The 23786-nt window shown below is 43.9% G+C and carries 21 protein-coding genes; 13 read left to right on the top strand and 8 right to left on the bottom strand.

Features of this window, described 5'->3' with window-relative positions:
• Positions 1–266 precede the first annotated feature (266 nt).
• The 5 genes from CGB83_RS04625 to CGB83_RS04605 form a co-directional block, all read right to left on the bottom strand.
• Entirely contained in the window at positions 267–3359 is a 3093-nt protein-coding gene (locus CGB83_RS04625) for an efflux RND transporter permease subunit (RefSeq protein ID WP_100074746.1), read from the bottom strand.
• Positions 3359–4471 carry an efflux RND transporter periplasmic adaptor subunit gene (locus tag CGB83_RS04620; protein WP_100074745.1) on the bottom strand — a complete coding sequence of 371 codons (1113 nt, stop codon included), beginning with the start codon at positions 4469–4471 and terminating at the stop codon, positions 3359–3361. The genes CGB83_RS04625 and CGB83_RS04620 overlap by 1 nt, the downstream gene beginning before the upstream one ends.
• A 4-nt stretch (positions 4472–4475) precedes the next feature.
• Positions 4476–5750 (bottom strand): TolC family protein, encoded by a 1275-nt coding sequence (locus tag CGB83_RS04615; protein WP_100074744.1) that lies wholly within the window; start codon positions 5748–5750, stop codon positions 4476–4478.
• 835 nt (positions 5751–6585) lie between these two features.
• Entirely contained in the window at positions 6586–7950 is a 1365-nt protein-coding gene (locus CGB83_RS04610; RefSeq protein WP_100077494.1) for a HAMP domain-containing sensor histidine kinase, read from the bottom strand.
• Positions 7951–7952: 2 nt separating this feature from the next.
• Entirely contained in the window at positions 7953–8627 is a 675-nt protein-coding gene (locus tag CGB83_RS04605) for a response regulator transcription factor (RefSeq protein WP_100074743.1), read from the bottom strand.
• 318 nt (positions 8628–8945) lie between these two features.
• Between CGB83_RS04605 and CGB83_RS04600 the strand changes: the two genes are divergently transcribed.
• Together CGB83_RS04600 and CGB83_RS04595 are read left to right on the top strand one after the other, a co-directional pair.
• On the top strand, positions 8946–9617 hold the full coding sequence (locus tag CGB83_RS04600; RefSeq protein ID WP_100074742.1) for a hypothetical protein: 672 nt from the start codon (positions 8946–8948) through the stop codon (positions 9615–9617).
• A 379-nt stretch (positions 9618–9996) separates the two neighbouring features.
• Complete coding sequence (locus CGB83_RS04595) at positions 9997–10842, top strand: universal stress protein (protein ID WP_100074741.1); 846 nt, start codon at positions 9997–9999, stop codon at positions 10840–10842.
• Between the two features lie 20 nt (positions 10843–10862).
• Here CGB83_RS04595 and CGB83_RS04590 read toward each other — a convergent pair whose 3' ends face one another.
• Positions 10863–11315, bottom strand: coding sequence for a MarR family winged helix-turn-helix transcriptional regulator (locus CGB83_RS04590; protein WP_100074740.1), 453 nt, complete (start codon positions 11313–11315; stop codon positions 10863–10865).
• A gap of 124 nt (positions 11316–11439) precedes the next feature.
• Positions 11440–12456 (bottom strand): hypothetical protein, encoded by a 1017-nt coding sequence (locus CGB83_RS04585; RefSeq protein WP_157761321.1) that lies wholly within the window; start codon positions 12454–12456, stop codon positions 11440–11442.
• A gap of 914 nt (positions 12457–13370) precedes the next feature.
• Between CGB83_RS04585 and CGB83_RS04580 the strand changes: the two genes are divergently transcribed.
• Together CGB83_RS04580 and CGB83_RS04575 are read left to right on the top strand one after the other, a co-directional pair.
• A complete protein-coding gene (locus tag CGB83_RS04580; RefSeq protein ID WP_100074738.1) occupies positions 13371–13979 on the top strand; it encodes a Crp/Fnr family transcriptional regulator in 609 nt (202 codons plus the stop codon).
• A gap of 65 nt (positions 13980–14044) precedes the next feature.
• Positions 14045–14356, top strand: a complete 312-nt coding sequence (locus CGB83_RS04575) for a rhodanese-like domain-containing protein (protein WP_100074737.1) — start codon at positions 14045–14047, stop codon at positions 14354–14356.
• Positions 14357–14376: 20 nt separating this feature from the next.
• Here CGB83_RS04575 and CGB83_RS20100 read toward each other — a convergent pair whose 3' ends face one another.
• A complete protein-coding gene (locus CGB83_RS20100) occupies positions 14377–14520 on the bottom strand; it encodes a hypothetical protein (protein WP_157761319.1) in 144 nt (47 codons plus the stop codon).
• A gap of 373 nt (positions 14521–14893) precedes the next feature.
• On the opposite strand from CGB83_RS20100, the gene CGB83_RS04570 reads away from it, so the two are divergent.
• The 9 genes from CGB83_RS04570 (at position 14894) to CGB83_RS04530 (ending at position 23763) form a co-directional block, all read left to right on the top strand.
• The gene (locus CGB83_RS04570; RefSeq protein ID WP_100074736.1) at positions 14894–16201 is read left to right on the top strand and encodes a TolC family protein; all 1308 of its coding nucleotides are present in this window, start codon (positions 14894–14896) and stop codon (positions 16199–16201) included.
• A 249-nt stretch (positions 16202–16450) separates the two neighbouring features.
• Positions 16451–17536, top strand: a complete 1086-nt coding sequence (locus CGB83_RS04565; RefSeq protein WP_100074735.1) for an efflux RND transporter periplasmic adaptor subunit — start codon at positions 16451–16453, stop codon at positions 17534–17536.
• A gap of 93 nt (positions 17537–17629) precedes the next feature.
• Positions 17630–20857: an efflux RND transporter permease subunit gene (locus CGB83_RS04560; RefSeq protein WP_100074734.1), complete on the top strand. Its 3228-nt coding sequence runs from the start codon at positions 17630–17632 to the stop codon at positions 20855–20857.
• Between the two features lie 98 nt (positions 20858–20955).
• A complete protein-coding gene (locus CGB83_RS04555) occupies positions 20956–21162 on the top strand; it encodes a YgaP family membrane protein (protein WP_100074733.1) in 207 nt (68 codons plus the stop codon).
• A 150-nt stretch (positions 21163–21312) separates the two neighbouring features.
• Positions 21313–21549, top strand: a complete 237-nt coding sequence (locus CGB83_RS04550) for a hypothetical protein (RefSeq protein WP_157761317.1) — start codon at positions 21313–21315, stop codon at positions 21547–21549.
• A 20-nt stretch (positions 21550–21569) separates the two neighbouring features.
• Positions 21570–21857, top strand: a complete 288-nt coding sequence (locus tag CGB83_RS04545; protein WP_100074731.1) for a thioredoxin family protein — start codon at positions 21570–21572, stop codon at positions 21855–21857.
• Between the two features lie 2 nt (positions 21858–21859).
• Positions 21860–22606, top strand: a complete 747-nt coding sequence (locus CGB83_RS04540; RefSeq protein WP_228420101.1) for a thioredoxin domain-containing protein — start codon at positions 21860–21862, stop codon at positions 22604–22606.
• A 99-nt stretch (positions 22607–22705) separates the two neighbouring features.
• Entirely contained in the window at positions 22706–23311 is a 606-nt protein-coding gene (locus CGB83_RS04535) for a TlpA family protein disulfide reductase (RefSeq protein WP_100074729.1), read from the top strand.
• Complete coding sequence (locus tag CGB83_RS04530) at positions 23308–23763, top strand: DsrE family protein (RefSeq protein ID WP_228420099.1); 456 nt, start codon at positions 23308–23310, stop codon at positions 23761–23763. The genes CGB83_RS04535 and CGB83_RS04530 overlap by 4 nt, the downstream gene beginning before the upstream one ends.
• The last annotated feature ends 23 nt before the right edge of the window (positions 23764–23786 follow it).

The raw sequence follows: 23786 nt of genomic DNA, 5'->3' as shown, positions 1-23786 counted from the left end.
GATTATCTTTCAGCCATATTTAAAAAAGCCTTTTGCCTAAATGTGCAGGATATATTAATGGATATTATATCAATGTATTAAACGTAATGGTGTTCAAAATAATATTCCGTAAGAACATCATCTGTGTAGCACTAACCAATTTTTATGATCAAAGCACGCCGTAGGCGTGCTATCTGAATGTGAACTTAAAAAAATCGGTTAAATGCATAAAAAAGCCGGATACATAAGGCATCCGGCATAGAAAAAGTAAAGAAAAGGCAAGTTTGTCAGCTGGCATACTTCTTCCGGTAGGCAAAATAAAACACCAGCGGTAGGATTGTAAACGAAAGGACCATACAGATGATCAGTCCGCCGACAATCATAATAGCCAGAGGTTTCTGGATCTCAGATCCCATTCCGTTGGAGATCGCTGCGGGGAAAAGTCCCATTGAACCCATCAGGGCAATCATCACCACTGGTCGGATCCTGCTTTTGACGCCTTCCGCAATCGCTTTTTTCAGAGGCATTTTGTTCTGAAGGTTTTCTTTCATGACACCGATCAGCACGATACCGTCAATAGTAGCCACCCCGAAGAGGATGATAAAGCCGATACCGGCGGAAATCCCGAAAATAGTCCCGGTAAACCAGAGGGATAAAAACCCGCCGATGAACGCAAAGGCCAGGGTGACCGACGAGATCAGCGTGTCTTTCATATTCCCGAAGTTGAAATAAAGCAGCATCAGGATCAGGATCAGCGATACGGGTACCACCATCATCAACTGTTTCGCGGCTCTTTCCTTACTCTCGAATTCACCGGCCCAGGTCATCTTGTGCTTTTTGGGGATATGGACGTCCCTGGCGACTTTGGCCTTCGCATCTTCAATCGTACTTCCCAGGTCGCGGCCTTCAATATTGAACCCGACACCAATGTACCGGCTGCTGCCTTCACGGTAGATGAAGGACGGGCCTGTATGGTAATCGATGGTGGCGATTTCCTTCAGCGGGACTTTTTTACTGTCTTTCGTCGGAATCAGGATGTTGCCTATTTTTTCCGGATTGTCCCGGTATTGTTTTTCGAAACGGAGCGTAACATCAAACATTCGTTCTTCCTCATAAAATTTGGTGGCCGCCTGGCCGCCGATGGTCATTTCAATCACCGCCTGGGCGTCTGCGGTGGAAATCCCGTATTTGGCCATCTTGGAGTCGTGCAGCTGGATCCTCAGTTCCGGCAGCCCGATGTTTTTGAAAACATTCACGTCCGAAATTCCCGGCACCGTTTTAATGGAATTGGCCACTTGATTGGCATAATCTTCCAGCTCGAAAAGGTCGTTCCCGAAAATCTTGATCACCAGGGGTGCTTTTACACCGGCGACATATTCCTCCACATTATCCTGGATGGGCTGACTGAAACCGAAATTGATTCCGGGGTATTTCTCCAGTGAAACCCGCATTTTTTCCAGCAGGTCTTCTTTGGAACCTTTGTTGTTCCAGTCACCTTCCGGTTTGAGCTGGATGTTGAATTCGATATTGAAAAATCCGGTAGGGTCGGTTCCGTCATTAGGACGGCCGGTCTGGGTCATGACGAATTTCACCTCATCATAATTTTCCAGGGTCTTTTTCATTTCCTTGGTCAGCCTCACGGATTCGTCGAGGTTGACGCTGTTCGGAAGGGTAGCCCGCACATAGATCGCGCCTTCGTTCAGGTTAGGCAGGAATTCCGAGCCGTAGTTGGAAAACTTAAGGCCGCAGATCACCAGCAAAACACCGAATCCGATCATGAATGCTTTCTTGTGACGGTCTGCAAAGGTATACAGCCGGTAAACATTCACCCTGAAAAAACGGGAAATCACGTTTTCTTTCTCTTCAATATTTTTGGTCAGCAAAAGCTTGCACATCGCCGGAACATACGTCAGGCTCAGGATCAGTGATCCCAGCAGGGCATACCCTAAGGTAAATGCGAGCGGCGAAAACATTTTTCCTTCCACTTTCTGGAAAGAGAAAATAGGCATTAGCGCAACGATCAGGATCAGCAGGGCAAAGAAGATGTAGCTGGCGACGCTTCCCGCGCTTTTTTTGATGATCCCCAGCTTCGACATCCGGTTGAACCGTTCGAGGCCGACCTTCTTGGCTTTATGTTCCAACGCGACGAAGACGTGCTCTACGATGACTAAGGTTCCTTCAAGCAGAAGCCCAAAATCCAACGCGCCCATGGAGATGAGGTTGGCCGGCAGTCCCTGTATTTTCAGCATGATGATGGCGAAAAGAAAAGCCAGCGGAATCACCGACGCCACAATAAAGGTCGTCCTCCAGTTGTACAGGAAGATGAAAACGATGATGGACACCAGGATGATTCCCTCGATCAGGTTTTTGGTTACGGTATGCACGGTCGTGTTCACCAGTTCCGTACGGTCAATGATCGGAACGATCTTGACGTCTCCGGGAAGCTCTCCTCCGTTAAGTTCTGCAATCCGGTCTTTCAGCCTGGCGATCACATCACTCGGGTTTTCGCCACGGAGCATGATCACGATCCCCTGAACCACATCATCCTCCTTGTTGTAGCCCACCTGGCCTAATCTCGGCTTGGCCGAAACTTTTACTTCCGCAATATGCTTTACCAGGATCGGCGTGGAACCTTTGACTTCAATCTGTATATTTTCAATGTCTGCTTTGCTTTCCAGAAGACCGATCCCACGGACCACATAGGCCTGGTCGCCCTTGGAAACCACATCGCCCCCGACATTCACGTTGCTCCTTGATACCGCTTCGTACACATCAAGAGGGGAGAGATCGTAATTCTGGAGCTCTGTGGGATTGATCCTGATCTCATAGATCTTTTCCTCCCCACCAAAGCTCACGATGTCCGCCACGCCGGGAACCGCCAGCAGCTCCCTTTCAATCACCCAGTCCTGGATGGAAGTCACTTCCTTGATCGGCAGCTTGCTTTTGATGATGTACCGGTAAATTTCCCCGGTCGCCCCGGACGGAGGCTCGATGCTGAAATCGGCACCATTGGGCAGGTCTACATTGCCAAGCCGGTTAGACGCGTATTGCTGGGCATAAAAATCATCAACATGGTCATCAAACGTCACCGTAACCACAGACAGCCCGAATAACGAAATGGAACGCACCGAAGCTTTGCTCGGGATGGTGTTCATCTCTTTGGAGATGGGCAGGGTGACAAATTTTTCTATTTCCTCGGCACTTCTTCCCGGCCACTGGGTAATGACCCGCACCCGGGTATTGGTAACATCCGGAAAGGCCTCGATGGGCGTATGGATGTAAGAATAGATGCCCCCGGCCAGCAGCAGAAAAGTTCCCAGGAGGACAATCAGGGAATTTTTCAGTGAGAAGGACACAATATTCTGAACGAATTTTCGCATTATTTGGTAGGATTAACGGTTTTGTTTTTCAGGTTTTCATAGATGATGAGGCCGTTGGTCGCTACGACGCGTTCACCCTCTTTCAGTGAGCCTTCTACATATGTGACAGTATTGTTTGAAACGATTTCGGTAACGTGCCGCACTTCCAGGTCACAGTCCTGTTTGTAGACCAGCACATAGCTTTGATTGTTGTCGAAAATCAGCGCCTTGGTCGGGACGGCGAGGGCGCTTACATTCTGTGAATTGATGGGCAGTACAATGTCCGCGGACATCCCCGGGCGGAGCTTCATGTTGTTGTTATCCATCACGATTTTAGCCTTTAAGACCCTTTCGTTTTCATTGAAAACCTGTGATACTGCATCGATTTTCCCGGTAAAGCTTTCGTCGGGATACGCCAGTGTTTTGATGACTGCGGGCTGGTTGACATAAATATGGCGCATATTCGTGGCATAGACATTCGCCATCACCCAGACCTTATCCAGGTTGGATATGGTGAAAAGTTTGTCGCCGCCCGCCGAAACCGGCATTCCGTTGGAAATGTTTTTTTCGATGACATATCCGTCTGCGGGCGACTTGATGAGGAAATCGCTTTTCCCGGCCGAATACAGCTTCATGTTCTTTTGGGTCTTGGAAATGTTGGATCTCAGGATCTGCACTTCAGACCGTGCTTCTTCCAGGTCTTTCCGGGATGCGATATCATCTTTGAACATCGCTTCCACCGAGGCCAGCTTTCTTTTGGCCACGGCAAGCTGGGCTTCCAGGGTCTGGGTATCATCCTGCATTTCATTCAGGGAAACACTTTTCACGCTGGCCAGCACCTGGCCTTTGGAGACATGGTCGCCCAGTGAGAAGAACGTCTGGGTTACCACACCGTCTACCAGGCTGACAAACGGGACGGTCCTGTCTGAATTGCTTTCTACCTCACCGGTAAGCGTGATGCTCTCTTCGATAGGCTGCATGGCAACGGTAGCAAGTTTTAGATTGGATTTAAGCTCCGGGCTGATGCAGTAGGCTGCTGTTTCTTTCTTTTCCTGGTTATCTTTCTGTGAGCAGCCCGAAAGCGCCAGCAGGAAGGGAAAGCCGAAAGCGGCAATATAATTTTTTGTTTTCATTTTTTTAAAGGTCTTTTCCTACTGCATATTGCAGGTTTTCAAAATATTCGTTCAGTTCCTTCTTGGTATCGAGAATGATCATTTTATTGTCGATGAAGGTTTCCAGGAAATCCATGTACTCCAGCATGCTGATGTTCCTCAGCCTGAAATTTTTCTCATGGCTGACCAGTAGCGAATCCAGTGTACTTTCATACTCGTCGTCCAGTTCGGCGGAGATCTTTTTTGTCCTGATGTAATTGTGGTATACGGAACTGATTTCGTTCTGTGACTTCAGGATATTTTTTCTCGTCTCATAGCCTGATTTATCGACCTCAATCCTGGCATCCTGGATATTGCCTTTATTCCGGTCGAAAACCGGCAGATCAAGGGAAACGCCCACACCTACGAAATCCTTCATGATATTCCCGCCGCGGTCGTAGCCCACCGAAAAGGTAAGATCCGGGGTTTTCAGGGCATTCTGTATCTCAAGGTTTTTCAGGGCATGCTTTTCCTGGTTTTTGGAGAGCAGGATGTCAGGCCTGTTTTCAGCAGATTCTGCAAGCCATTGATTAAGATCAAGCTCGGAAAAATCTCCCGAAGGCTGTTTCAAAGGATCACTGATAATGACGTAACGGTCCGCTGGCAACATCAACAATGCTTTCAGTTCCGTTTGGTGTTCTTCCGCTTCCTGCTGCAGGGAAACGAGTTTCTTCTTGAATTCCACTTCCTGTGCCTTTAGCCGAATGTATTCGGCTTTGCTGATGTTTCCGGAGGTCAGCTGGTTTTTATAGGAAGCCGTCAACTTTGTGATGGAAGAGATCTGGCTGCTGTACAACCGTTGCAGTTCCTGGTTATAAACCATCTCCGTCATGGTGTTGCGAAGCAGCTTTTTCAGTTCCCTCATCACTTCCTGCCATTCGTATTTCTCGCCGTCCACTTCAATGTTCTGGAGCTCGATATTTTTCCTTCTTTTACCGGCGGTTTTGATTACCTGCTCAACCTGCACCGAGACTTGGGAACTTTTCCCCCAGTTGCCGATGAGCGCAGGCTGTGCCTCGATATCATAGGTACGCCAGAGGTTTACCTCATCTACGGTTAAAGTTGGATTCGGCCAGTATTTAGCCTGTAATACCTGGGCTTCCGCCTGGGAAATCTCAAGCTTCTGGACAATAAGGTCAATATTTTTCTCAAGGAATGCAGACTCTGCTTCGGATCTGCTGATCTTGATCGTATCGCTTACCTGTGCGGAAGCATACGCAAAAAGCGGAATGCAGAGTATTGTAAAAATAATTTTCTTCAAAGCCTTTTATTTAGGCTGCAAAGTTATTTCCGGCAGATTAGAGGGAATGTCAAGCCGGATTAAGATTCGCTTAATCCAACATTAGAGTTTGGTTAGAAGGTGAATGGATAGGCTGGATGCGGGATGCTGGGTGCTGGAAGTTTTTGTGGTTACTGGCAGGATTGACGGTTTTTTGGTTTGGTATGGGTTAGGCTGGGGTATGAAGAGTTGATAGGCTGGGAGAGGGATGCTGGAAGCTGGAAGTTTTTTGTAGTTAAGAGTATGGTCAATTGTCTTTTTATTGACATAAATCTAATCGTAAGATATATAGTTTATTATGTGATTATCAATAGCGCCGGGCTTTAGCCCGATGGATGATATGGTTGCCATTAAAAACCGGCTTCGGCCAAAATACAGGATAAGTTTCGGCTAAAGCCGATCGTCATGTATTACAAGGTAAATGGGCTGAAGCCCATTCCTATTGATGCTTTAAAAACGCATAAATTTTAACGCAAAGTTTTAATAAGGATTCCGCGTATTTTCAAGGGAGCAAAGAAAAGCGGCAAAGCCGCTGATGAAGCGCACGTTGATCCAGACGCTTCATCAGATCAGCTCGCTGATCCTTCTTTGCTTCCTTAAATTATACGTTATGAAAATAAAACCTTTGCGTTAAAAAAACAACGCAGCATTATGCATCTGCATATTAAATGTTCAATCTTTAACTTAAATAGGTGGGTGATAAACTACTGTTAATCAAAACCCCCTCCCTTGGAGGGGTGGCGAAAATTCAAAGAATTTTTGACGGGGTGGTTTAAGAATAATCAGTTCAAAAAGCAGTAAAAACTCAGACAAAACCTCAAGTCAAATCCCTGCCAAAAACCAGCGAGACCGTTGTCCCTTTTCCCAATTCGGATTCGATGGTCATTCCAATATCGTGATGGCGGAGGATGCTTTCAGACAGCGACAATCCGATGCCGCTCCCTTTTACCGTGCCTACGTTTTTGCCCCGGTAGAACGTCTCCGTGATTTTCAGAAGATCTTCCGGGTCGATTCCGACACCGAGGTCCTGAACGTCAACTGCCAGATGCCCGTCTTTCTCATAGATCCGGATAACGACCGGACTGTTATCCGAGTACTTCAGTGCATTTTCAACAATATTATAGAGCGCCAGGTAAAGCAGCGTTTCGTTGCCATGGTATTCAAGCAGGGAAAAATTCTTCACCTCAAGCTTTACGGAAATAACCGCATGGTTACGGTTCCGGTGGTTCTGGAGCTTTTCATGAACTTTCCAGATCACTTCATCGATGCGGAAAAGCTGGTGGGGTTTTTCAATTTTCGAAAGCCCGGACATCAGCAGCAGGTTGTTGAGAATGCTTTCGATTTCGTAGACATTTTCCAGGACTTCTTCCGCTACCTGTTTGTATTCCTGCGGCGACCGTTCCTTCTGGGCAAACACTTCCAGGTTGCCCGAAATGGCGGCCAGCGGCGTCTTGAATTCATGGGAAACATAATTGATGAAGTTCTGCTGCAGCAGCATGTTTTCGCCGATTCTTCCGAGAAGCCGGTTATAGGATTTAATCAGCTCATCAATTTCATCATGCGTATGGGTGGAGGTGATGGCTTGCGAAATATCGGCATTATCCACACTGTTGATCCGCCGGATGACATCAGATACGGGTTTATAAACAATTTTGGAAAGATACCTGCTCAGCAGGTAAATAATAAGCAGTCCTACGGCCAGTACGGAAAGCATAATAATGAGAAGCCTGATGATCTGGGAGGAAAATGAATCGCTGGAAGACTTGACGAAGACAACGAAATTTCCCTGGTTATCCGGGTAATAAATTCCGTAATAAAAATTGTTATCCCCCATAAACTGCACCTTTCCGTCGGTTCTGGCCTTACTGATGTATTCAGGGGTAATATTTTTATCGTCAAGGTTCATCCCGAAGGTGACTGCATTGTTCTGGTTGTACACGGCTACCTGCCGGTTCTGGATCAGGTGGTTGTACTCCTTTTTGATCTGGGAATGCATGGGTTTGGGAAGCTCGTCCTTCTCAAGGTAGTAAATGGCCGAGATCAGCGCTGTATTTTTCAGCCGGTCAAAATAGGAAATCTTGGTACTGTCATAATAGGCGATAAAGATCACCACAAACGTAATGATCGAAACAACGCCGAACGACAGGCTGGAAATGGCGGTAAAACGGTTTCTTAAGGTCATAGTCACTCTTTGATCAGGTATCCGGCTCCTTTTACGGTATAAATAATCTGTCCCTGGGATTCATCGATTTTATTTCTGAGATACGATACATACACATCCACGACGTTGGTGGTACTGTCGAAATTGATGCCCCACACGCCGTTCAGGATCTGGGTCCGGCTCAGCACTTTGTTCTTATTTTCCAGCAGGAACAGCAGGAGTTTGTATTCCGTCGGCGATAGGTTTACCGGCCGGGCATCCTGAGTAACAGTGTGGAGGTCTTTGTTGATGGTGATATTCCGGCAATGCAGCAGTTCCGAGCTTTTCTGGTATGACAGCCGGTTGCGCCGGGTCAGGGCATTGATCCGGGAAAGCAGCTCATCAAAATGAAAAGGCTTGGTAAGGTAATCATCGGCGCCCATATCCAGCATTTTTACTTTGTCATCAGGGCTGTTCAGTGCGCTTAATACGAGGATCGGAATGTGGATTTCCTTAAACCGGATCAGCTGCGTCAGCTGTACGCCGTCTAGGCCGGGAAGCATTATATCCATCAGAATTACATCAAAATCATAGGAACCGATCATCTCTCGGGCAGATTCACCGCTTTCGGCAAGGCTCACCTGATGCCCGGCTTCGCCCAGTCCCTTCAGGAGGAACTTGCTTATTCTTTCGTCATCTTCTACTAAGAGAATATTCATTTTGGGAAATTAATCTCCAAGATAACAAATTAATTTAAGAAGCGTGAAAAGGTGTGTGCCGGATATAATATCAGGAACAATAAAAAGTGATTGAAAGACTGTTTAAGAAAATCTAATATATAAATTCCCTCTCTTATGAACGGTAATACTTGCTGAGGGAAAATTTGTCCTGTATGAGTCAAAACTTAAAAATAGATCAGCAGATAGAATCATTTATAAAAGGGATCATAAAAGATGGGATCATGTCATGTGAATGAATAATGTGTTTTTGACCGTTTTATTTTTTTATTTTAGAGGCATCAAAATTCTATCTCCGTCATGACTAAAAATTTGCTGTTTATATTCCTGTTAAGCCTGGTATCTGGCTTCAGCTGCAGAGCACAGAACCGAACCATACTCCCGACCGACCTACTCCCGTTTCAGGTAACCGCCGAAAAAACCTTTTATAAGGGCAAAAGTGCCTTGGCCCTGGAAATAAAAGGTCAGGCTGACGGAGACAAAACCGTAGCGATTTTAAAAGATATTGACTTCCATAACGGTACCATTGAAGCTATGGTCTCCGGGCAGCCGCTTGCCAGTGCCGGGTCAACCGCCCGCGGGTTTGTTGGGATTGCATTCAGGGCCGCTTCAGATGCCTCTAAAATGGAGGTGTTCTATTTACGTCCTACCAATGGCCGTGCGGATGATCAGCTGCGCAGAAACCATTCCAGCCAGTATATTTCTATCCCGGGATATCCCTGGGAGAAATTAAGAAAGGAAACACCGGGAATGTATGAGTCCTATGTGGATATACTGCCTGCGGAATGGATCAAAGTAAAAATTGTGGTAAAGGATGAAACGGCCAGGCTGTATGTCAATGGGGCATCCCAGCCAACGCTGATCGTCAATGACCTGAAGCAGGGCAAAGATCTTCGGGGAAGCATCGGGTTATGGATCGGCCCTGGTACATCAGGCCATTTTACGGATGTGAAAGTTACCAGGGAAGATTGATCGTACATTTGTATCTTCCAGACCTGAGGTAAAATAATTTTAAAATTTCCGGTATCAGTAGCAACGATAAAGGGTTGTGATTGATAAAATTCATGGGAAAGAACGGGGATCTATTCAAATACTTAAAAAAAGTTTTTTGGCAGATAAAGCATAGCCATCAGTTCTGTTGCCTGGCATAATTGATTTGACCATAGAGTGCTGTGAAACCTAATTTTTCTCAGACTAAAGTCCATTAAAATTAGTTTGAATTTAAACTAATTCATGTATATTTGTTAGTGCTGTAACACAGATATTGATCTCTTAAAATGCAACACTGAATACGATCCTTGTGCATCATTCTGACATCTAACTTGTTGAAGGCGAAGAAAATACATCAGTTATGAAAACAATATTGGTACCGGTTGATTCAACGGCGACAACCGAAAATGCAGTATTATTTGCCGCGGAATGGGCTGAAAAATATGGCTACGATCATATCATCCTCATGAAAACATATGATTCCATATTTGACTACATCAATATTTCAGAGGGCTATACGATTGTGAACGAAGAAACCGTGAATAGCGCCCGTGAACATACGGAAGCATTGTTTGACCGGCTGGACCACCTGATTAAAACAACAGGTTTTAGCCATACCGTATCCAGGTTTACCAGTCAGCTTACCCTGCTGCGCAGCATTAATACCCGTCTGAAAGCAGATCCTACCGTAGAACTAATCATCTTAGGAAGTGAAGGTCAGGCAGGCAGTAATGACAGTACTGTTTCAGAAAACATCATAAGCATCGGAAGGATAAGCCGGGTTAAAACACTGATTGTTCCCGCCGGCTATCATTTTAAAGATGTAGTCAATGTCCTTATTCCATGTGATATCAGCCGCGCGGATCACCTGGAGAGGCTTTCGGATTATAAGTCATTTTTGAAGAATAAGAACCATCATCTCATGCTGCTTTATATAGATACGAAAGGGAATAAGGATGTGAGGGATCAGAATAAAGAGGTTTGGGAAGATTACGTGCACGGTTATCTGAAAAATATACCTTTCAGCATTCATTATTCTTTCGGTAAAGAAATCGTAAAGGGAATACTTTCTTTTGCAGCGTACCATGGAACGGATCTCATCATTGCTTTACCGGGAGAGCACAGCTTTCTTTATCATATGGCCAATCGCAGCATTTCAGAGGCACTATACCAGCATGTCAGCCGGCCGGTGCTGATATTAAAATAACATCCCTGATCCGCAACAGCTCATTCGCTGATCGTTTGGAGGATATTCTGAAGCTGATTTGTTGTATGCTCAATCTCCCGGATCATATCTGCGGACAGTAAGGGTGCGTAGACTTCTTCCAGCAGGGGAATCAGCTTTTGCTGGTAGCGTTCACCTTCCGGTGTCAGCGAAATCAGCCTGTTCCTCCTGTCCAGCGGATCGGGATTTCTTTGCACAAGGCCACGGGCGGTCATATTACTGATGAGAGAGGTGATGCTGGCTTTATTCCGGTTGGTCTTATCTACGATTTCCTGTTGGTTGACGTTATCCTGGTTCCAGAGGATATGCAATACTTCCAGCATTTCAATGGTCAGGTCAAGATCATGATCCTTCATTTTCTTCATGAACTGTGTACGCACCACTTTTCTGATATCGCGCATCGTCTCTATCAATCTTGAAACTTTGTACAACTGCTCTTGTGGACTAATTTTCATGGCGTAAAACTATGATAAATAGTTTGAATCTGAACTATGTGAATCTGATAGGGTCTTTAGAGGATATTTAAATGTATGAGGCACTTTATACGCTTCAACAGATCAGTTTTTATTTCAGACAGTTTTATATTGAATGTTTTTTAAGCTGGGTTTTACTTTTCAGGTATGCTTTTAATATTCCGTACGGCGTATCATGGGTATTGAAGAAATTGGTTTGATAGCCAACTTTCAGTTTATCCAGGATCCGGAATAGATTATATCCTGTGGAATAAAAGTAATTGATCCCCTCAGTCTGGTATTGCCAGGGTTCTTCCTCAAGGTTAAAGTTCTGATAGGCATTCTTTTTATAGGCAGGATCGTTTGTTAGCAGGTATGTATTTTCAGGAAAATATTTGTAGTGTTCGAGTAAAGCCAGTTCAACGTACTTTGCGCTGCCTTCAATTTTCTCATAAAAGTTCTCATGGATACTGAAATCATTCAGAATAGACTCTGCTTTTTTCTGTCTCGCATCGCGGAGGGATAGGTACTGTTCCAGTCCTTTTCGCAGTTTTTTTCCGGATTTTACCTTTAATAAAGAAATCAGCAGATTATTTTCAAGCTGTATACTTTCTGCAAACCATTTTTGCTCCACATATAATTTCTGCAATTGACTGCTGCGTAAATGGATGACCTGATTACTGTATTGCAGCGTAGGGATATGCTGCAGCTGATATCCGTGGAAAAGCTCGTGAACCACCATGGATGCCCATTGCTGGAGGCTTTGCAGGTCACCTGCTTTTTCTTTAGCCGTGTCAAAGTCGCTGAACATCACAACAGGTTTCTGAAAATACAATGCTGTACTATCGGTAAATTCTACAGCAGTTTCCATGTGAAACGGGTTTTCATCGATACGTTGGGTCTTAAACATATCGATTCCTTTAAGCGGACGGGTCTTTTGTTTCACTTTCTGCAAAATCCTGGTATCAGCATTAAAAAAATAACTTGACGAGTCGGTAAAATATACCTGTGTTACCCGGTTATTGTCAAAGTCTTTCCAGGCTTTTTTGGCAATATAATTTTTTAAATTCTGGACATATTGTAATCGTTCATATGCTAAAGTATCAGGATTCCTTTGCGCAAAGCTGTTAATAAAAACAAACATGAGCAGAATGGTTATACGGATGATGTTAATTGTGTTTGCAGGCATGGTAGGGTAATCAGGTATAGTTGCAGCTATTTAAGTTGCCGAAATTTAACCATTATCGGTCAGATATAGACCTTTTAATCAGAAAAAGCTTTATCGATATTTGTTTTAGATAGTTGCGTAGCCAAAGGCAGAATAACAGGCAATACTGTATAATCTGATGAGTTTTGGATATTGCGCGTTTATTACAAATTCCGTAACAGAACCAGAAAAGCTCGGTGTTGCTTTTTGGATGTTATTAAAAAACATGAAGTATATAATAAAAAAAATAGGAAATATATTAAAGGCAATCCTTAGAATGCCTTAAGATCAATTTTATGCATGAGTACAAGTCACCCTCTCATCATTAGGAGGGTGATTTACTTTAAAGTATATTCATAACCGGGTCTTTGCTTACTCTCAAATATCTTTACCGGCTGATCCAACAACCTCAATGATTCTTCCGGAGTTTCATCTTTATGTATTGTAATTCCATTAAGCGGATCATGATAAATCCGGGATGCCTGTAATTATTTAGAAATGTACAATGTAGGAGGGTAAATGCTCTGATAATTTTCAATGGCAAAACCGGAACAGGAAAGAAAAAGTGAATTGTTTACCATCACAATGGCAAAAAATCACGGAATAGTTAAGGTAATTGCGGGTGGAAAAACGTCTGTTCACTGGAATTATAGTGGATTATGCAGGAGCGTGGCAACCATGCTTTAGCAGCCATAATTTGGTGTTTACTGTTGAAAAGTTGGTTAATGTGATGATATAACGTTTCTGAATTTATATGGGATTAAACTTGATGTTTTTTTTTAATCCTTGAAAGTGGTAAGCCATGAACGGTAAAAGAGAAGAATCTACATGTATTATTTTTATATTTGAGAATGAATATTCATGAAATATTAGATCCGGAATTAAAGAAAGAAATTGCAGAGAGCCGGGATTTAAAATTGTTCCCTGCCGGTACTGTAATTCTGGATATTGATTCCTATGTGAATTATATTCCCCTGGTCATGTCGGGGAGTGTAAAAGTAGTGCGGACAGAAGAGGACGGAAGGGAAATCCTTCTGTACTATCTCATTCCCGGGGAAAGCTGTATCTCATCCATCCTTTCAGGATTAACACAGGGCACCTCTAAAATTAAGGCTGTGGTAGAGGAAGATGCAGAAATCCTTATGCTTTCCCTGGTTAAAGCCAAAGAATGGCTTACGAAATACCCGGAATGGTCGGTTTTTGTTTTTGAGCTGTACCACAAAAGGTTTGAAGATCTGGTGATGATGGTGAATTCAATTGCTTTCCAGAAAGTGGATACACGAATTCTCAACTTATTGAATCAGAAATCTAAGCTCTACAAATCGAAGGAACTTCATGTTACCCATCAGCAGCTGGCCGATGAGCTCGGAATTACCCGGGAAGCGGTGAGCCGTGTTCTCAAGCTTATAGAGAGCGAAGGCAAAATAAAACTTTCCCGAAATAAAATCAGCCTATTGTAACCTTCATCACTGACCGGCTTTTCTCTGCGCCTTACATTTGCATCATTAATGTAAAAATCAATAAAATGTTAGATGCAATAAAAAACCTGTTCGGAATGGATAAAACCGACTATGCAGCACTTTTAAAAGAAGGTGCGGTAATCCTGGATGTAAGAAGCAAAAGCGAATATGACGGAGGACATATTAAAAACTCTGTCAATATCCCTGTCGACCAGCTTCAGGGTAACCTTTCAAAGCTGAAGGATAAAAACAAACCTGTTATTACCTGTTGTGCATCGGGGATAAGAAGCGCTTCTGCTAAAAGTATTCTGCAGAACAACGGGTATAAGAATGTCTATAACGGTGGCGGTTGGACAAGTTTAAACAACAAGATGTGACACCCGTTGGATGCTCATGATCATAACGTAGATACACGATGGGAAATGACCGTAAAGGTGAAATGTCCTTTCCTGAACTGCCCGGAATTTCCTGAAGGGATAGATGGCCTGTGGTCTCCGGAACATCTTTTCACCGCAGCGGCAGGCAGCTGCCCGATGACCATATTTCTGGCGATAGCGGAAACTCAAAGTTGCAATTTTCGGTCTTATAATGTACATCTCAGGGAAAGCTGGAAGGCAAATTCCTGATGACTGATGTGATTCAGGAACCCGTTGTTACGATTAAAAATAAATCCGAACGGGAAAAGGCAGAAAGGGTTCTTCAGAAGTCCGAAGCCAATGGTCTGATATCCGATTCCGAGAAATCAAAAATTATGACGGTTCCGCAGATACAACTAATGTAGTATTCCTTGTTCTTAGTGTTGACCGCTCTTCATGAGCGGTTTTTTTATGTTCGTCCGGGAAAAATATGCTTGTGTGATGTTGGTTACTGTGCAGGAGATTCCATGCGTGTAATTTTGTCTTAAAATTAGAGAAATGAGAAAAATAGCCCTACTTGTTTTAGTATTCACGGCATATACGGAAATCTTTTCGCAGGAGATTGTTTCTATTGCCAGAGCGGACCTGGAAACTAAGGCGACAGACCATAACCTTCAGGTGAAAATGGCAAGGAAAGAAGCAGAGCTGGCCCGGGCCGAGCTTCTCGGGACCAGGTCTGTGTATCTTCCTGATGTGAACGCATCATATACCTTTTCCAATACCAATAATCCGTTGTACGCCTTCGGGACCAAGCTCAACCAGGAAAGGATCACGATGACGGATTTCGATCCCGATCATCTGAACAGCCCGGAAAGCATATCCAATTTTGCAACAAAAATAGAGGTGCGGCAGCCGATCATCAATATGGATGCCGTATACCTGAAAAAAGCGGGACAGGTAAAAGCAGAGGTGTTGAACATCAAAACGGAAAGAACAAAAGAATATGTCCAGTTTGAGCTCAGGAAATCGTATATGATGCTTCAGCTGGCTTACAAAATGCTGGAAACGCTGGAAGATGCTAGGCAAACAACCATCGCCAACAAAAAGGTCATTGATAATTATTACAGAAACGGGATGATCCAGAAATCAGAAGTGCTGTATATGGACGTCCGCATCAGCGAAATTGATAGCCAGATCCAGACCGCAAAATCCAATATCAGAAACGCTTCCGATTATTTGTACTTCCTTTTGGACGAAGATCCGGGAAACAGAATCCTGAAACCTGCGGAAGCATTGGAATATACAGAATATATCACTGATTCCGGAATGAAGCTTAATCAGAACCGAAAAGATTTGCAGGCCTACCAAAAATCTCTGGAAGCCTACGATTGGCTGATCAAATCATCAAAGGCAAAATTTCTTCCCAGGCTCAACGCGTTTGGAAGCTTTGAGATGTATGATCATAAGATCGCCCGGTTCAATGCCAACGGTTACCTGGCCGGAATCCAGCTTTCGTGGAATGTTTTTGATGGGCTGAAGTCACGAAGTGAACAGGAAAAATACAAAGCTGAACGTTCCCGGGCGCAGACGGAAATCGAACAGTATATCAAAAAAGGCCAGCTGGAACTGAACAAAGCCGGCCGCCAGATTGAAGATGCGGCATCGAAGATCAATTTCACGAAACAGGCGTGGGAACAAAGCAAAGAAGCCTACAGGATCCGGAAAAACCGTTATGACCAGGGACTTGAAAAATCCGCCCACCTCCTTTCCGCAGAGACCCTGATGTCCCAAAAAGAACTGGAATATCAGCAGGCCGTTTTTGAGTATAACGTGGCCGGGGAATATGAGAAGTTTTTAACTAAATAATGATAAGGAGCTTTTTCCCGCTGTCCACTGTATCTTTTTTGTCATTGCGGACACAGTGAAGCAATCCCTGAACCATCAGGCAATCGCAATACCAAAAAAGGATGCCGTTCCCATCGGGGCTAATGATCTTATTCAGCCAATAAAATCTTCAGACTTAAAATAAAATGAATGTTCAAAACAAAAACCCAAAAGATTTAACAACAATAAACTCAGGTGAACCTGTGGATATCAGTAAATAAAAATTTAATAATGAAAACATACCTTTATTCAACCTTTATTCTCAGTGCGCTCCTGTTGGGAAGCTGTTCAAAAGAGAAAAAATCTGCACACAATAATGATGCGCCCGTTTCGGTTACGGTAAGCCGGACAAGTATGGGTGGCGAAGGCTCATCATTCACTGCAAGCGGAAAACTGGTAGCTAAAAATTCCGTCAATGTTTCCACCCGGATGATGGGCTACATTACTTCCATGAAAGCCGAAGTCGGACAGAACGTTACAGCCGGGCAGCTTCTGGTAAGCATCAATGCAACGGATATCCAGGCGAAAGGCGGACAGGCCGGTGCACAGATTTCCCAGGCTCAGGCCAGCTACAATATTGCCAGGAAAGATTACGAACGATTCCAGAATCTGTACAGATCCCAAAGTGCTTCCCAGAAAGAACTGGATGATATGAGAGCCCGTTATGAAATGGCACAGGCTGGATTGCAGGCGGCACAACAGATGAAAAATGAGGTCAGTGCGCAATACCGTTATGCCAACATTACGGCACCTATTTCCGGAACCATTACGGCAAAATTCGCAGAGCAGGGCGATATGGCCAGCCCGGGGATGCCCCTGCTGACCATAGAATCACCATCATTGTTGCAGGCGCAGGTTCTGGTTTCCGAGCAGGATATCACCACGATTTCCAACGGAATGCCTGTAGACGTTACTTTAAAATCAATGAACAGGACTGTTTCAGGATCAGTATCGGAAATCAGTAAATCAGCGGCCGGTACAGGCGGGCAATATCGGGTGAAAATTACTATTCACAATGCTTCCGGCCTGCTTCCGGGAATGTTTGTGAATGTGCAGTTTCCGGTTAAAACATCAGGAAAGATCAGTCACAGTTTTGAGGAAAGTATGATGATTCCAAGAGCTGCGTTGGTCAAAAACGGTCAGCTTACAGGCGTTTATGTGGTCAGCTCACAAAACACGGCAGTTCTGAGGTGGCTCAAGACAGGTAAAACAATCGGGGAGCAGGTTGAGGTGTTGTCAGGTTTAAGTCCTGAAGAATCATACATCGTGTCTTCCACAGGAAAATTGTATAACGGCGCAAAAGTGCAGGTAAAATAGTGTAACAATATATCAATGTAGCAATTTACCAATTTACCAATGAAACCATTATTACACTGCTCGGTTGATTCATTGCTGCATTAAAAAAAAATTATGGAAAAAGGATTCGCAGGACGTATCGCCGAATTTTTCATCAATTCAAAATTAACCATTTTGTTAATGATAGCTTTGATGATTATCGGGGTATACAGTTCGACATTAATACCAAGAGAAGAAGAACCACAGATCATCATCCCGATGGCGGATGTCATGGTCGGTTACCCCGGAGCCAGCCCGAAAGAGGTTGAAAGCCGCGTAGTAAAGCCTTTGGAAAAAATCATTTCCAATATCAAAGGGGTAGAACATATCCATTCGATGGCCATGAACGGGCAGGCGATGATCATTGTTCAGTTTTATGTGGGAGAAGATACGGAACGTTCCTACGTAAAGCTTTATGATGAGCTGATGAAGAACAAAAACATCTTTCCGGAAGGGGTGATGGAACCAATGGTAAAAACACGTTCTATTGACGATGTTCCGATGCTCGGACTGACCTTATGGAGTGATAATTCCCATTACAATGATTTTCAGCTTCGCCAGATCGGAGAAGAATTGTCTTCTGAAATAAAAAAAATAAAAGACGTTTCTCTTACCAGAACCATCGGGGGCAGAAACCGCCAGCTACAGGTGATCCTGGATAAGGATAAAATGGCAGAACTGAATGTTGACGCACTTTCTGTGATGCAGATGATCCAGGCCAACAATGGAAGTTCCCAATCCGGGAAATTTGATTCAGGGGATTCGGAATATCTTTTAACAACAGGGCAATTCCTGAACTCTGCTGAAGATGTGGAAAACCTCGTGATTGGGACCTCACAGAATATGCCGGTGTACCTGAAACAGGTGGCTGCGATCAGAGATGGTGCTTCCGATCCCTCCAATTATGTAAGTTTCGGATATGGAAATGCAGTGGAGAACGGTAAAAAATTTAAGTCGGAATATCCGGCCGTTACCGTTTCGGTTTCCAAAGTAAAAGGTGCGGATGCCATGAAAATTTCTGAGCATATTCTTACCAAAGTGGATGAATTAAAGAAAAATCTCATTCCGGATGATGTGCACGTGGAAGTTACCAGAAATTACGGTGAAACCGCATCCCATAAAGTTTCCGAATTATTGATGCACCTTGGCGTGGCGATACTGGCGGTAACGGTTCTGGTCATGCTGGCAATGGGCTGGAGAGGCGGCCTGGTGGTCTTCTTTTCCGTTCCGCTGACGTTTGCTTTAACGTTGTTCAGCTATTATATTTTAGGATATACGCTCAATAGGATAACATTATTTGCTTTGGTTTTCGTGGTGGGGATTGTGGTGGATGACAGCATCATCATTGCTGAAAATATGCACCGGCATTTCCACATGAAGAAGCTGCCGTTTAAGCAGGCCGCCATTTACGCCATCAATGAGGTGGGAAACCCTACCATTTTAGCAACATTTACCGTGATCGCTGCAATCCTGCCAATGGCTTTTGTAAGCGGAATGATGGGGCCTTATATGTCACCAATGCCCATCGGGGCTTCTATAGCCATGTTGCTTTCGCTTTTTGTTGCTTTAACGGTTACGCCGTATCTCGGGTATCATTTGCTGAAGGTAAAAGACGAGCAGCACCACAAAGAAGAGCAGGGCATTGAGACAGGAAGGATTTACAGAATTTATAAAAAGATCGAACAGCCCCTTTTGGATTCAAAATCAAAAAGATGGACAATGATGGCGGTGACTTTGGTTTTATTACTGATTTCTGTTGCAGCATTTTTCACCAAATGGGTGGCCGTAAAAATGCTCCCGTTTGACAATAAAAATGAAATTCAGGTCGTCATTGATATGCCGGAGGGGACAACGCTGGAAAGAACTTCAGCGGTTGCGCAGGACATTGCACAATACCTGAAAACTGTTCCGGAAGTGGTGAACTATCAGAATTATGTAGGTTCTTCTGCCCCGATTACGTTCAACGGCCTCGTCCGTCATTATGATATGCGCGGAAACAGCAATACGGCAGACATTCAGGTGAATCTCCTGCACAAAGAAGACCGCGATGCACAAAGCCACGATATTGCTAAGAGAATGCGTCCTGAGATCCGGAAAATCGCTGCCAGATACGGAGCTAATGTAAAAGTAGTGGAAGTTCCGCCCGGCCCGCCGGTTCTTTCAACCATTGTCGCGGAAATCTACGGACCTGATTACGAAGGGCAGGTAAAAGTAGCCAGGCAGGTAGAGGATATTCTGAAGAAAACCGATGATGTGGTTGATATTGACTGGATGGTGGAAGCGCCCCAGAAAGAATTCAAGCTTGTTCCGGATAAGGAAAAAGCAATGCTGAACGGCATCGCTCCCCAGCAGATTGTCGGGAATATGACCTATCTGATAGGAGAACATCCGATCGGAAACCTGTATGATGAAAAATCCAATGACCCCGTGGATATTGTTATCAAGCTGAACGATGCCGATAAATCGACCATTCAGGATATCACAAGTCTGAAAATCAAAGGACAGATGGGAATGGTTCCGGCAAGTGACCTGGTCAAAGTGGAAGAAAAAGAACTGGATAAAACCATTTACAGAAAAGATCAGAAAAGGGTAGTGTACGTCCTTGCGGATATGGCAGGGAAGCTGGAAAGTCCGGCCTATGCTATTCTCGGAATGGATGAAAAACTTAAAAAAATCCGGCTGCCGGATGGGTATTCAATGAATGAATTGTACATGAACCAGCCTGAAGATGAAAGCAATTACACGGTAAAATGGGATGGAGAGTGGCAGATCACCTTAGAAGTTTTCCGTGACTTGGGAACTGCTTTTGCGGTGGTGATTATCATTATTTATATGCTGATTGTCGGTTGGTTCCAGAATTTCAAGACCCCGGTGGTCATGATGGTTGCCATTCCGCTTTCACTCATTGGAATCGTTTTAGGACACTGGCTTTTAGGCGCATTCTTCACCGCAACTTCATTTATCGGGATGATCGCCCTGGCAGGTGTGATGGTAAGGAATTCCGTTCTCCTGATCGACTTTATCGAAATCCGCCTCAAAGAAGGTATTCCCATGAAGCAGGCCATCATCGAAGCGGGAGCGGTGAGGACAACCCCGATTTTACTCACAACGGGAGCCGTTGTAATTGGTGCGGTCATTATTCTTTTCGATCCTATTTTCCAGGGATTGGCAATCTCTTTAGTATTCGGAGCAATTGTTTCTACCTTGCTTACATTGGTTGTCGTGCCACTGGTCTACTATGCTACAGAAAAGAAAAAATGGGAGAAAAAATCCGGATCAGACGACAAATTTTTTGAAGCATAAGAACAATGAACCTCATAGGTTTTAAATTCATGGGGTTTACCTTCTTATATCCGCTTTTGGAAAAGATCAAAAGCATTGATTAAAAACAACAGAATATTATGCAGACAAGAATAGTACATGCTATCGCAGGAACTTTCATTGTAGTAAGTTTATTAGTAGGAATCTATGTCAATCAGAACTGGTTCTGGCTGACAGGATTTGTGGGAGTCAATATGTGGATTCATGCTTTAACCGATTGGTGTTTGATGTATGTGGTTCTCAATAAGCTGGGCGTGAAAAAATACGGAGCAAAATGTTCCGGATAGATAGTTTCAAAATGGTCATTTTGATGCTAAATATTTCTGCGCATCATAGTAATTCACTGATGGTAGCAGATTATAATTTTAATAAATATACTCAAATGTTGGCGGGATCTATTCTTACCGTTCCTGTTATGACATTATTAAATAAAAAAAATGATACAGAATATATTTAAAAACTGGAACGTTGTGCGTTTGCTTCGTTTGGCAATGGGAATTGTCCTTGTTGTGGAAGCCGTGAGATCGGAAATGTGGGTTTTGGTGGCTGTAGGAGCCGTTTTTACAGCAATGCCGGTCTTGAATATCGGCTGCTGTACAGCCGGAAGTTGTTCCGTTCCTGCCCGCCGTTCCAAAAGCAGGCATGATGATGTGCCGTACGAGGAAATTAAATAAAAATAGAATAACATGAATAAATTTCAGGAATTATCAGTCAGGATAAACCTGTTCTGGTGGCTTTTTTTACAGAATGGTGCAGTCCGTGCAAAATGCAGGCTGCCATTCTTCAGGAGTTGAAGAAAAAGATCGGTGAGATGGCTGGTGTCATTAAAATTGATATCGATAAAAATCAGGCTGTTGCTGAGCAGTTCGTCATCAGGAGCGTGCCGACGCTGCTGATTTTCAGGAACGGTGAAGTTAAATGGAAGCAATCCGGCATTTTTCAGGCGGATGAGCTGGAGCGGTTAATCATTCAAAACAGCTGAAAATGTATAAAAACCTAATGGTCATATTTTTTTTCATGGTATTGACGGGATGCGGAAAGGCCCAGAGTCATAAGAGCGGAAGCCATCTTTCTGCCGTAGAATTTTCCAAAAAACTGGACCAGGCCAGAGACGCGCAGCTGGTGGATGTGAGGACACCGGGAGAATTCCGGAACGGACATCTTAAAAACGCCATGAATATCGACTGGAATGCAGGCGATTTTTCTGAAAAGGCAAAAGCGCTGGACAAAGACAGGCCTGTTTTTGTATATTGCATGAGCGGACCGAGAAGCACGGCGGCGGCGGTAAAACTTCAGGAAATGGGCTTCAGACATGTCTGTGAGATGCAGGGAGGAATGATGAAATGGAAGAATGCCAATCTTCCGGAAATCAAAGTACCTTCCTATGCCGGAATGAGCCTTGATACTTACAACGAAATGCTTAAAAGCGATATTCCTGTTTTGGTGGATTTCTATGCAGAATGGTGTGCACCATGCAAAAAAATGGAGCTGTACCTTAAAAAAATGGCCACCGAAATGCCCGATAAAGTGAAAATTGTGAGAATCAATGCTGATGAAAACACAGAACTTTGCAAAGCATTGAATGTTTCCGCCCTTCCGGTTTTGAAACTCTACAAAAATGGCAAAGTGGTTTGGGAAAACCTGGGTTTTGTGCCCGAAGAGCAGGTGAAGAGCAGGATTATTCAATACTATTCCATTATAAAATCTCCTGATATATTGACAGGGAAATAGGAGTCTTCATCAATTTCCGGGTAACCTGGTGCAGGCCTGCGTGGAAGAAATACCTACACCCAACTAACTGAAAATACATTCAAAGGAAATAATAAAATCATGGAAAAATTTAAAATATGGCTTCGGAAAAACTGGAGTACTGCAATTCTGGTTTCAATATTCATCGTGTTGATGGTGAGCCCTGATGCAAAGGCGTGGCTGATGAGACAGATCATTTCAACCGGTCTTCTGAACTCAAAGATAGAAGAGAAAAAAGCGGAATCTGCCAGTGAATCAAATCCTGTGGCAATCACTGAAAATTTAAGTGTCAGGAATCAGAAGGGGGAGGTGATCAATACTTCCGGACTTAAGGGAAAAGTTGTGTTTATCAATTTCTGGGCATCGTGGTGTCCGCCCTGCCGTGCAGAGTTTCCTTCGATTCAGAATTTTTATGATCATTATAAAACAAATAAAGATTTGGTTTTCCTCACGGTGAATATGGATGATGTAACGGTAAACGGAAAAATATACCTCAAAAAAGAACAGTATAGCGTACCGTTTTTAGTTCCGGAAGCTTCTGTCCCGGAGCTATTTTTTAACGGTTCGCTTCCCACGACTGTCATTTTGGATAAATCGGGGAAAATCAGGATGCATCACACGGGAATGGCAGATTACAGTAAAGATTCTTTCTACGAAGAAATCAATGAGCTTTTACATGAACAATGATGAAAAATGCAATGAAATTATTGGGCTTAACCTTTTTCCTGGGTGCCATTTTAATTGATGGCCAGAAAAAGCCAGCAGGCTATAGTCCTGCAAAAGCCGTTGCTGGAGAATATAAGGTATTGTATGTTATTAATGAAGCGGATGACCTGAAAATCAGGGCCGTCATCAGAAATATCAACAACGCCCTTGAAGATCCGAGACTCAGGGGTAAGCTGAATGTTGAATTACTGGCGTTCGGAGGCGGCGTGGAAATGTTCCGGAAGAAAAACCCATATCTGGAACTTCTTATTGCTTTGAGAGATAAAGGGGTGGTGATGGTGCAATGCGAAAATACCCTTCGCGAGAAAAAGATCGACAAGTCCGAATTATACGACTTTATCAATTACACGCCAAGCGGAAACGGGGAAATAATTCTGAGACAGTATGAAGGCTGGGCAATCGTAAAACCATAGAATTTCAACTGATGAAGTGATCA

It is taken from the genome of Chryseobacterium camelliae, from assembly GCF_002770595.1.
In the GTDB taxonomy this organism is placed as follows: domain Bacteria; phylum Bacteroidota; class Bacteroidia; order Flavobacteriales; family Weeksellaceae; genus Chryseobacterium; species Chryseobacterium camelliae.
Note: the sequence above shows the minus strand (reverse complement) of the source record. Positions and strands in the feature narration are given on the sequence as shown.

Excerpts from the sequence above, each read along its gene's own strand:
- CGB83_RS04575 (WP_100074737.1), top strand. The coding sequence starts at position 14,045 with ATGTTAGATGCAATAAAAAACCTGTTCGGAATGGATAAAACCGACTAT.
- CGB83_RS04530 (WP_228420099.1), top strand. The coding sequence starts at position 23,308 with ATGATGAAAAATGCAATGAAATTATTGGGCTTAACCTTTTTCCTGGGT.
- CGB83_RS04560 (WP_100074734.1), top strand. The coding sequence starts at position 17,630 with ATGGAAAAAGGATTCGCAGGACGTATCGCCGAATTTTTCATCAATTCA.
- CGB83_RS04625 (WP_100074746.1), bottom strand. The coding sequence starts at position 3,359 with ATGCGAAAATTCGTTCAGAATATTGTGTCCTTCTCACTGAAAAATTCC.
- CGB83_RS04580 (WP_100074738.1), top strand. The coding sequence starts at position 13,371 with ATGAATATTCATGAAATATTAGATCCGGAATTAAAGAAAGAAATTGCA.
- CGB83_RS04595 (WP_100074741.1), top strand. The coding sequence starts at position 9,997 with ATGAAAACAATATTGGTACCGGTTGATTCAACGGCGACAACCGAAAAT.
- CGB83_RS20100 (WP_157761319.1), bottom strand. The coding sequence starts at position 14,520 with ATGGTCATCGGGCAGCTGCCTGCCGCTGCGGTGAAAAGATGTTCCGGA.
- CGB83_RS04590 (WP_100074740.1), bottom strand. The coding sequence starts at position 11,315 with ATGAAAATTAGTCCACAAGAGCAGTTGTACAAAGTTTCAAGATTGATA.
- CGB83_RS04620 (WP_100074745.1), bottom strand. The coding sequence starts at position 4,471 with ATGAAAACAAAAAATTATATTGCCGCTTTCGGCTTTCCCTTCCTGCTG.
- CGB83_RS04565 (WP_100074735.1), top strand. The coding sequence starts at position 16,451 with ATGAAAACATACCTTTATTCAACCTTTATTCTCAGTGCGCTCCTGTTG.
- CGB83_RS04540 (WP_228420101.1), top strand. The coding sequence starts at position 21,860 with ATGTATAAAAACCTAATGGTCATATTTTTTTTCATGGTATTGACGGGA.
- CGB83_RS04570 (WP_100074736.1), top strand. The coding sequence starts at position 14,894 with ATGAGAAAAATAGCCCTACTTGTTTTAGTATTCACGGCATATACGGAA.
- CGB83_RS04535 (WP_100074729.1), top strand. The coding sequence starts at position 22,706 with ATGGAAAAATTTAAAATATGGCTTCGGAAAAACTGGAGTACTGCAATT.
- CGB83_RS04610 (WP_100077494.1), bottom strand. The coding sequence starts at position 7,950 with ATGACCTTAAGAAACCGTTTTACCGCCATTTCCAGCCTGTCGTTCGGC.
- CGB83_RS04585 (WP_157761321.1), bottom strand. The coding sequence starts at position 12,456 with ATGTTTGTTTTTATTAACAGCTTTGCGCAAAGGAATCCTGATACTTTA.
- CGB83_RS04555 (WP_100074733.1), top strand. The coding sequence starts at position 20,956 with ATGCAGACAAGAATAGTACATGCTATCGCAGGAACTTTCATTGTAGTA.
- CGB83_RS04600 (WP_100074742.1), top strand. The coding sequence starts at position 8,946 with ATGACTAAAAATTTGCTGTTTATATTCCTGTTAAGCCTGGTATCTGGC.
- CGB83_RS04605 (WP_100074743.1), bottom strand. The coding sequence starts at position 8,627 with ATGAATATTCTCTTAGTAGAAGATGACGAAAGAATAAGCAAGTTCCTC.
- CGB83_RS04550 (WP_157761317.1), top strand. The coding sequence starts at position 21,313 with ATGATACAGAATATATTTAAAAACTGGAACGTTGTGCGTTTGCTTCGT.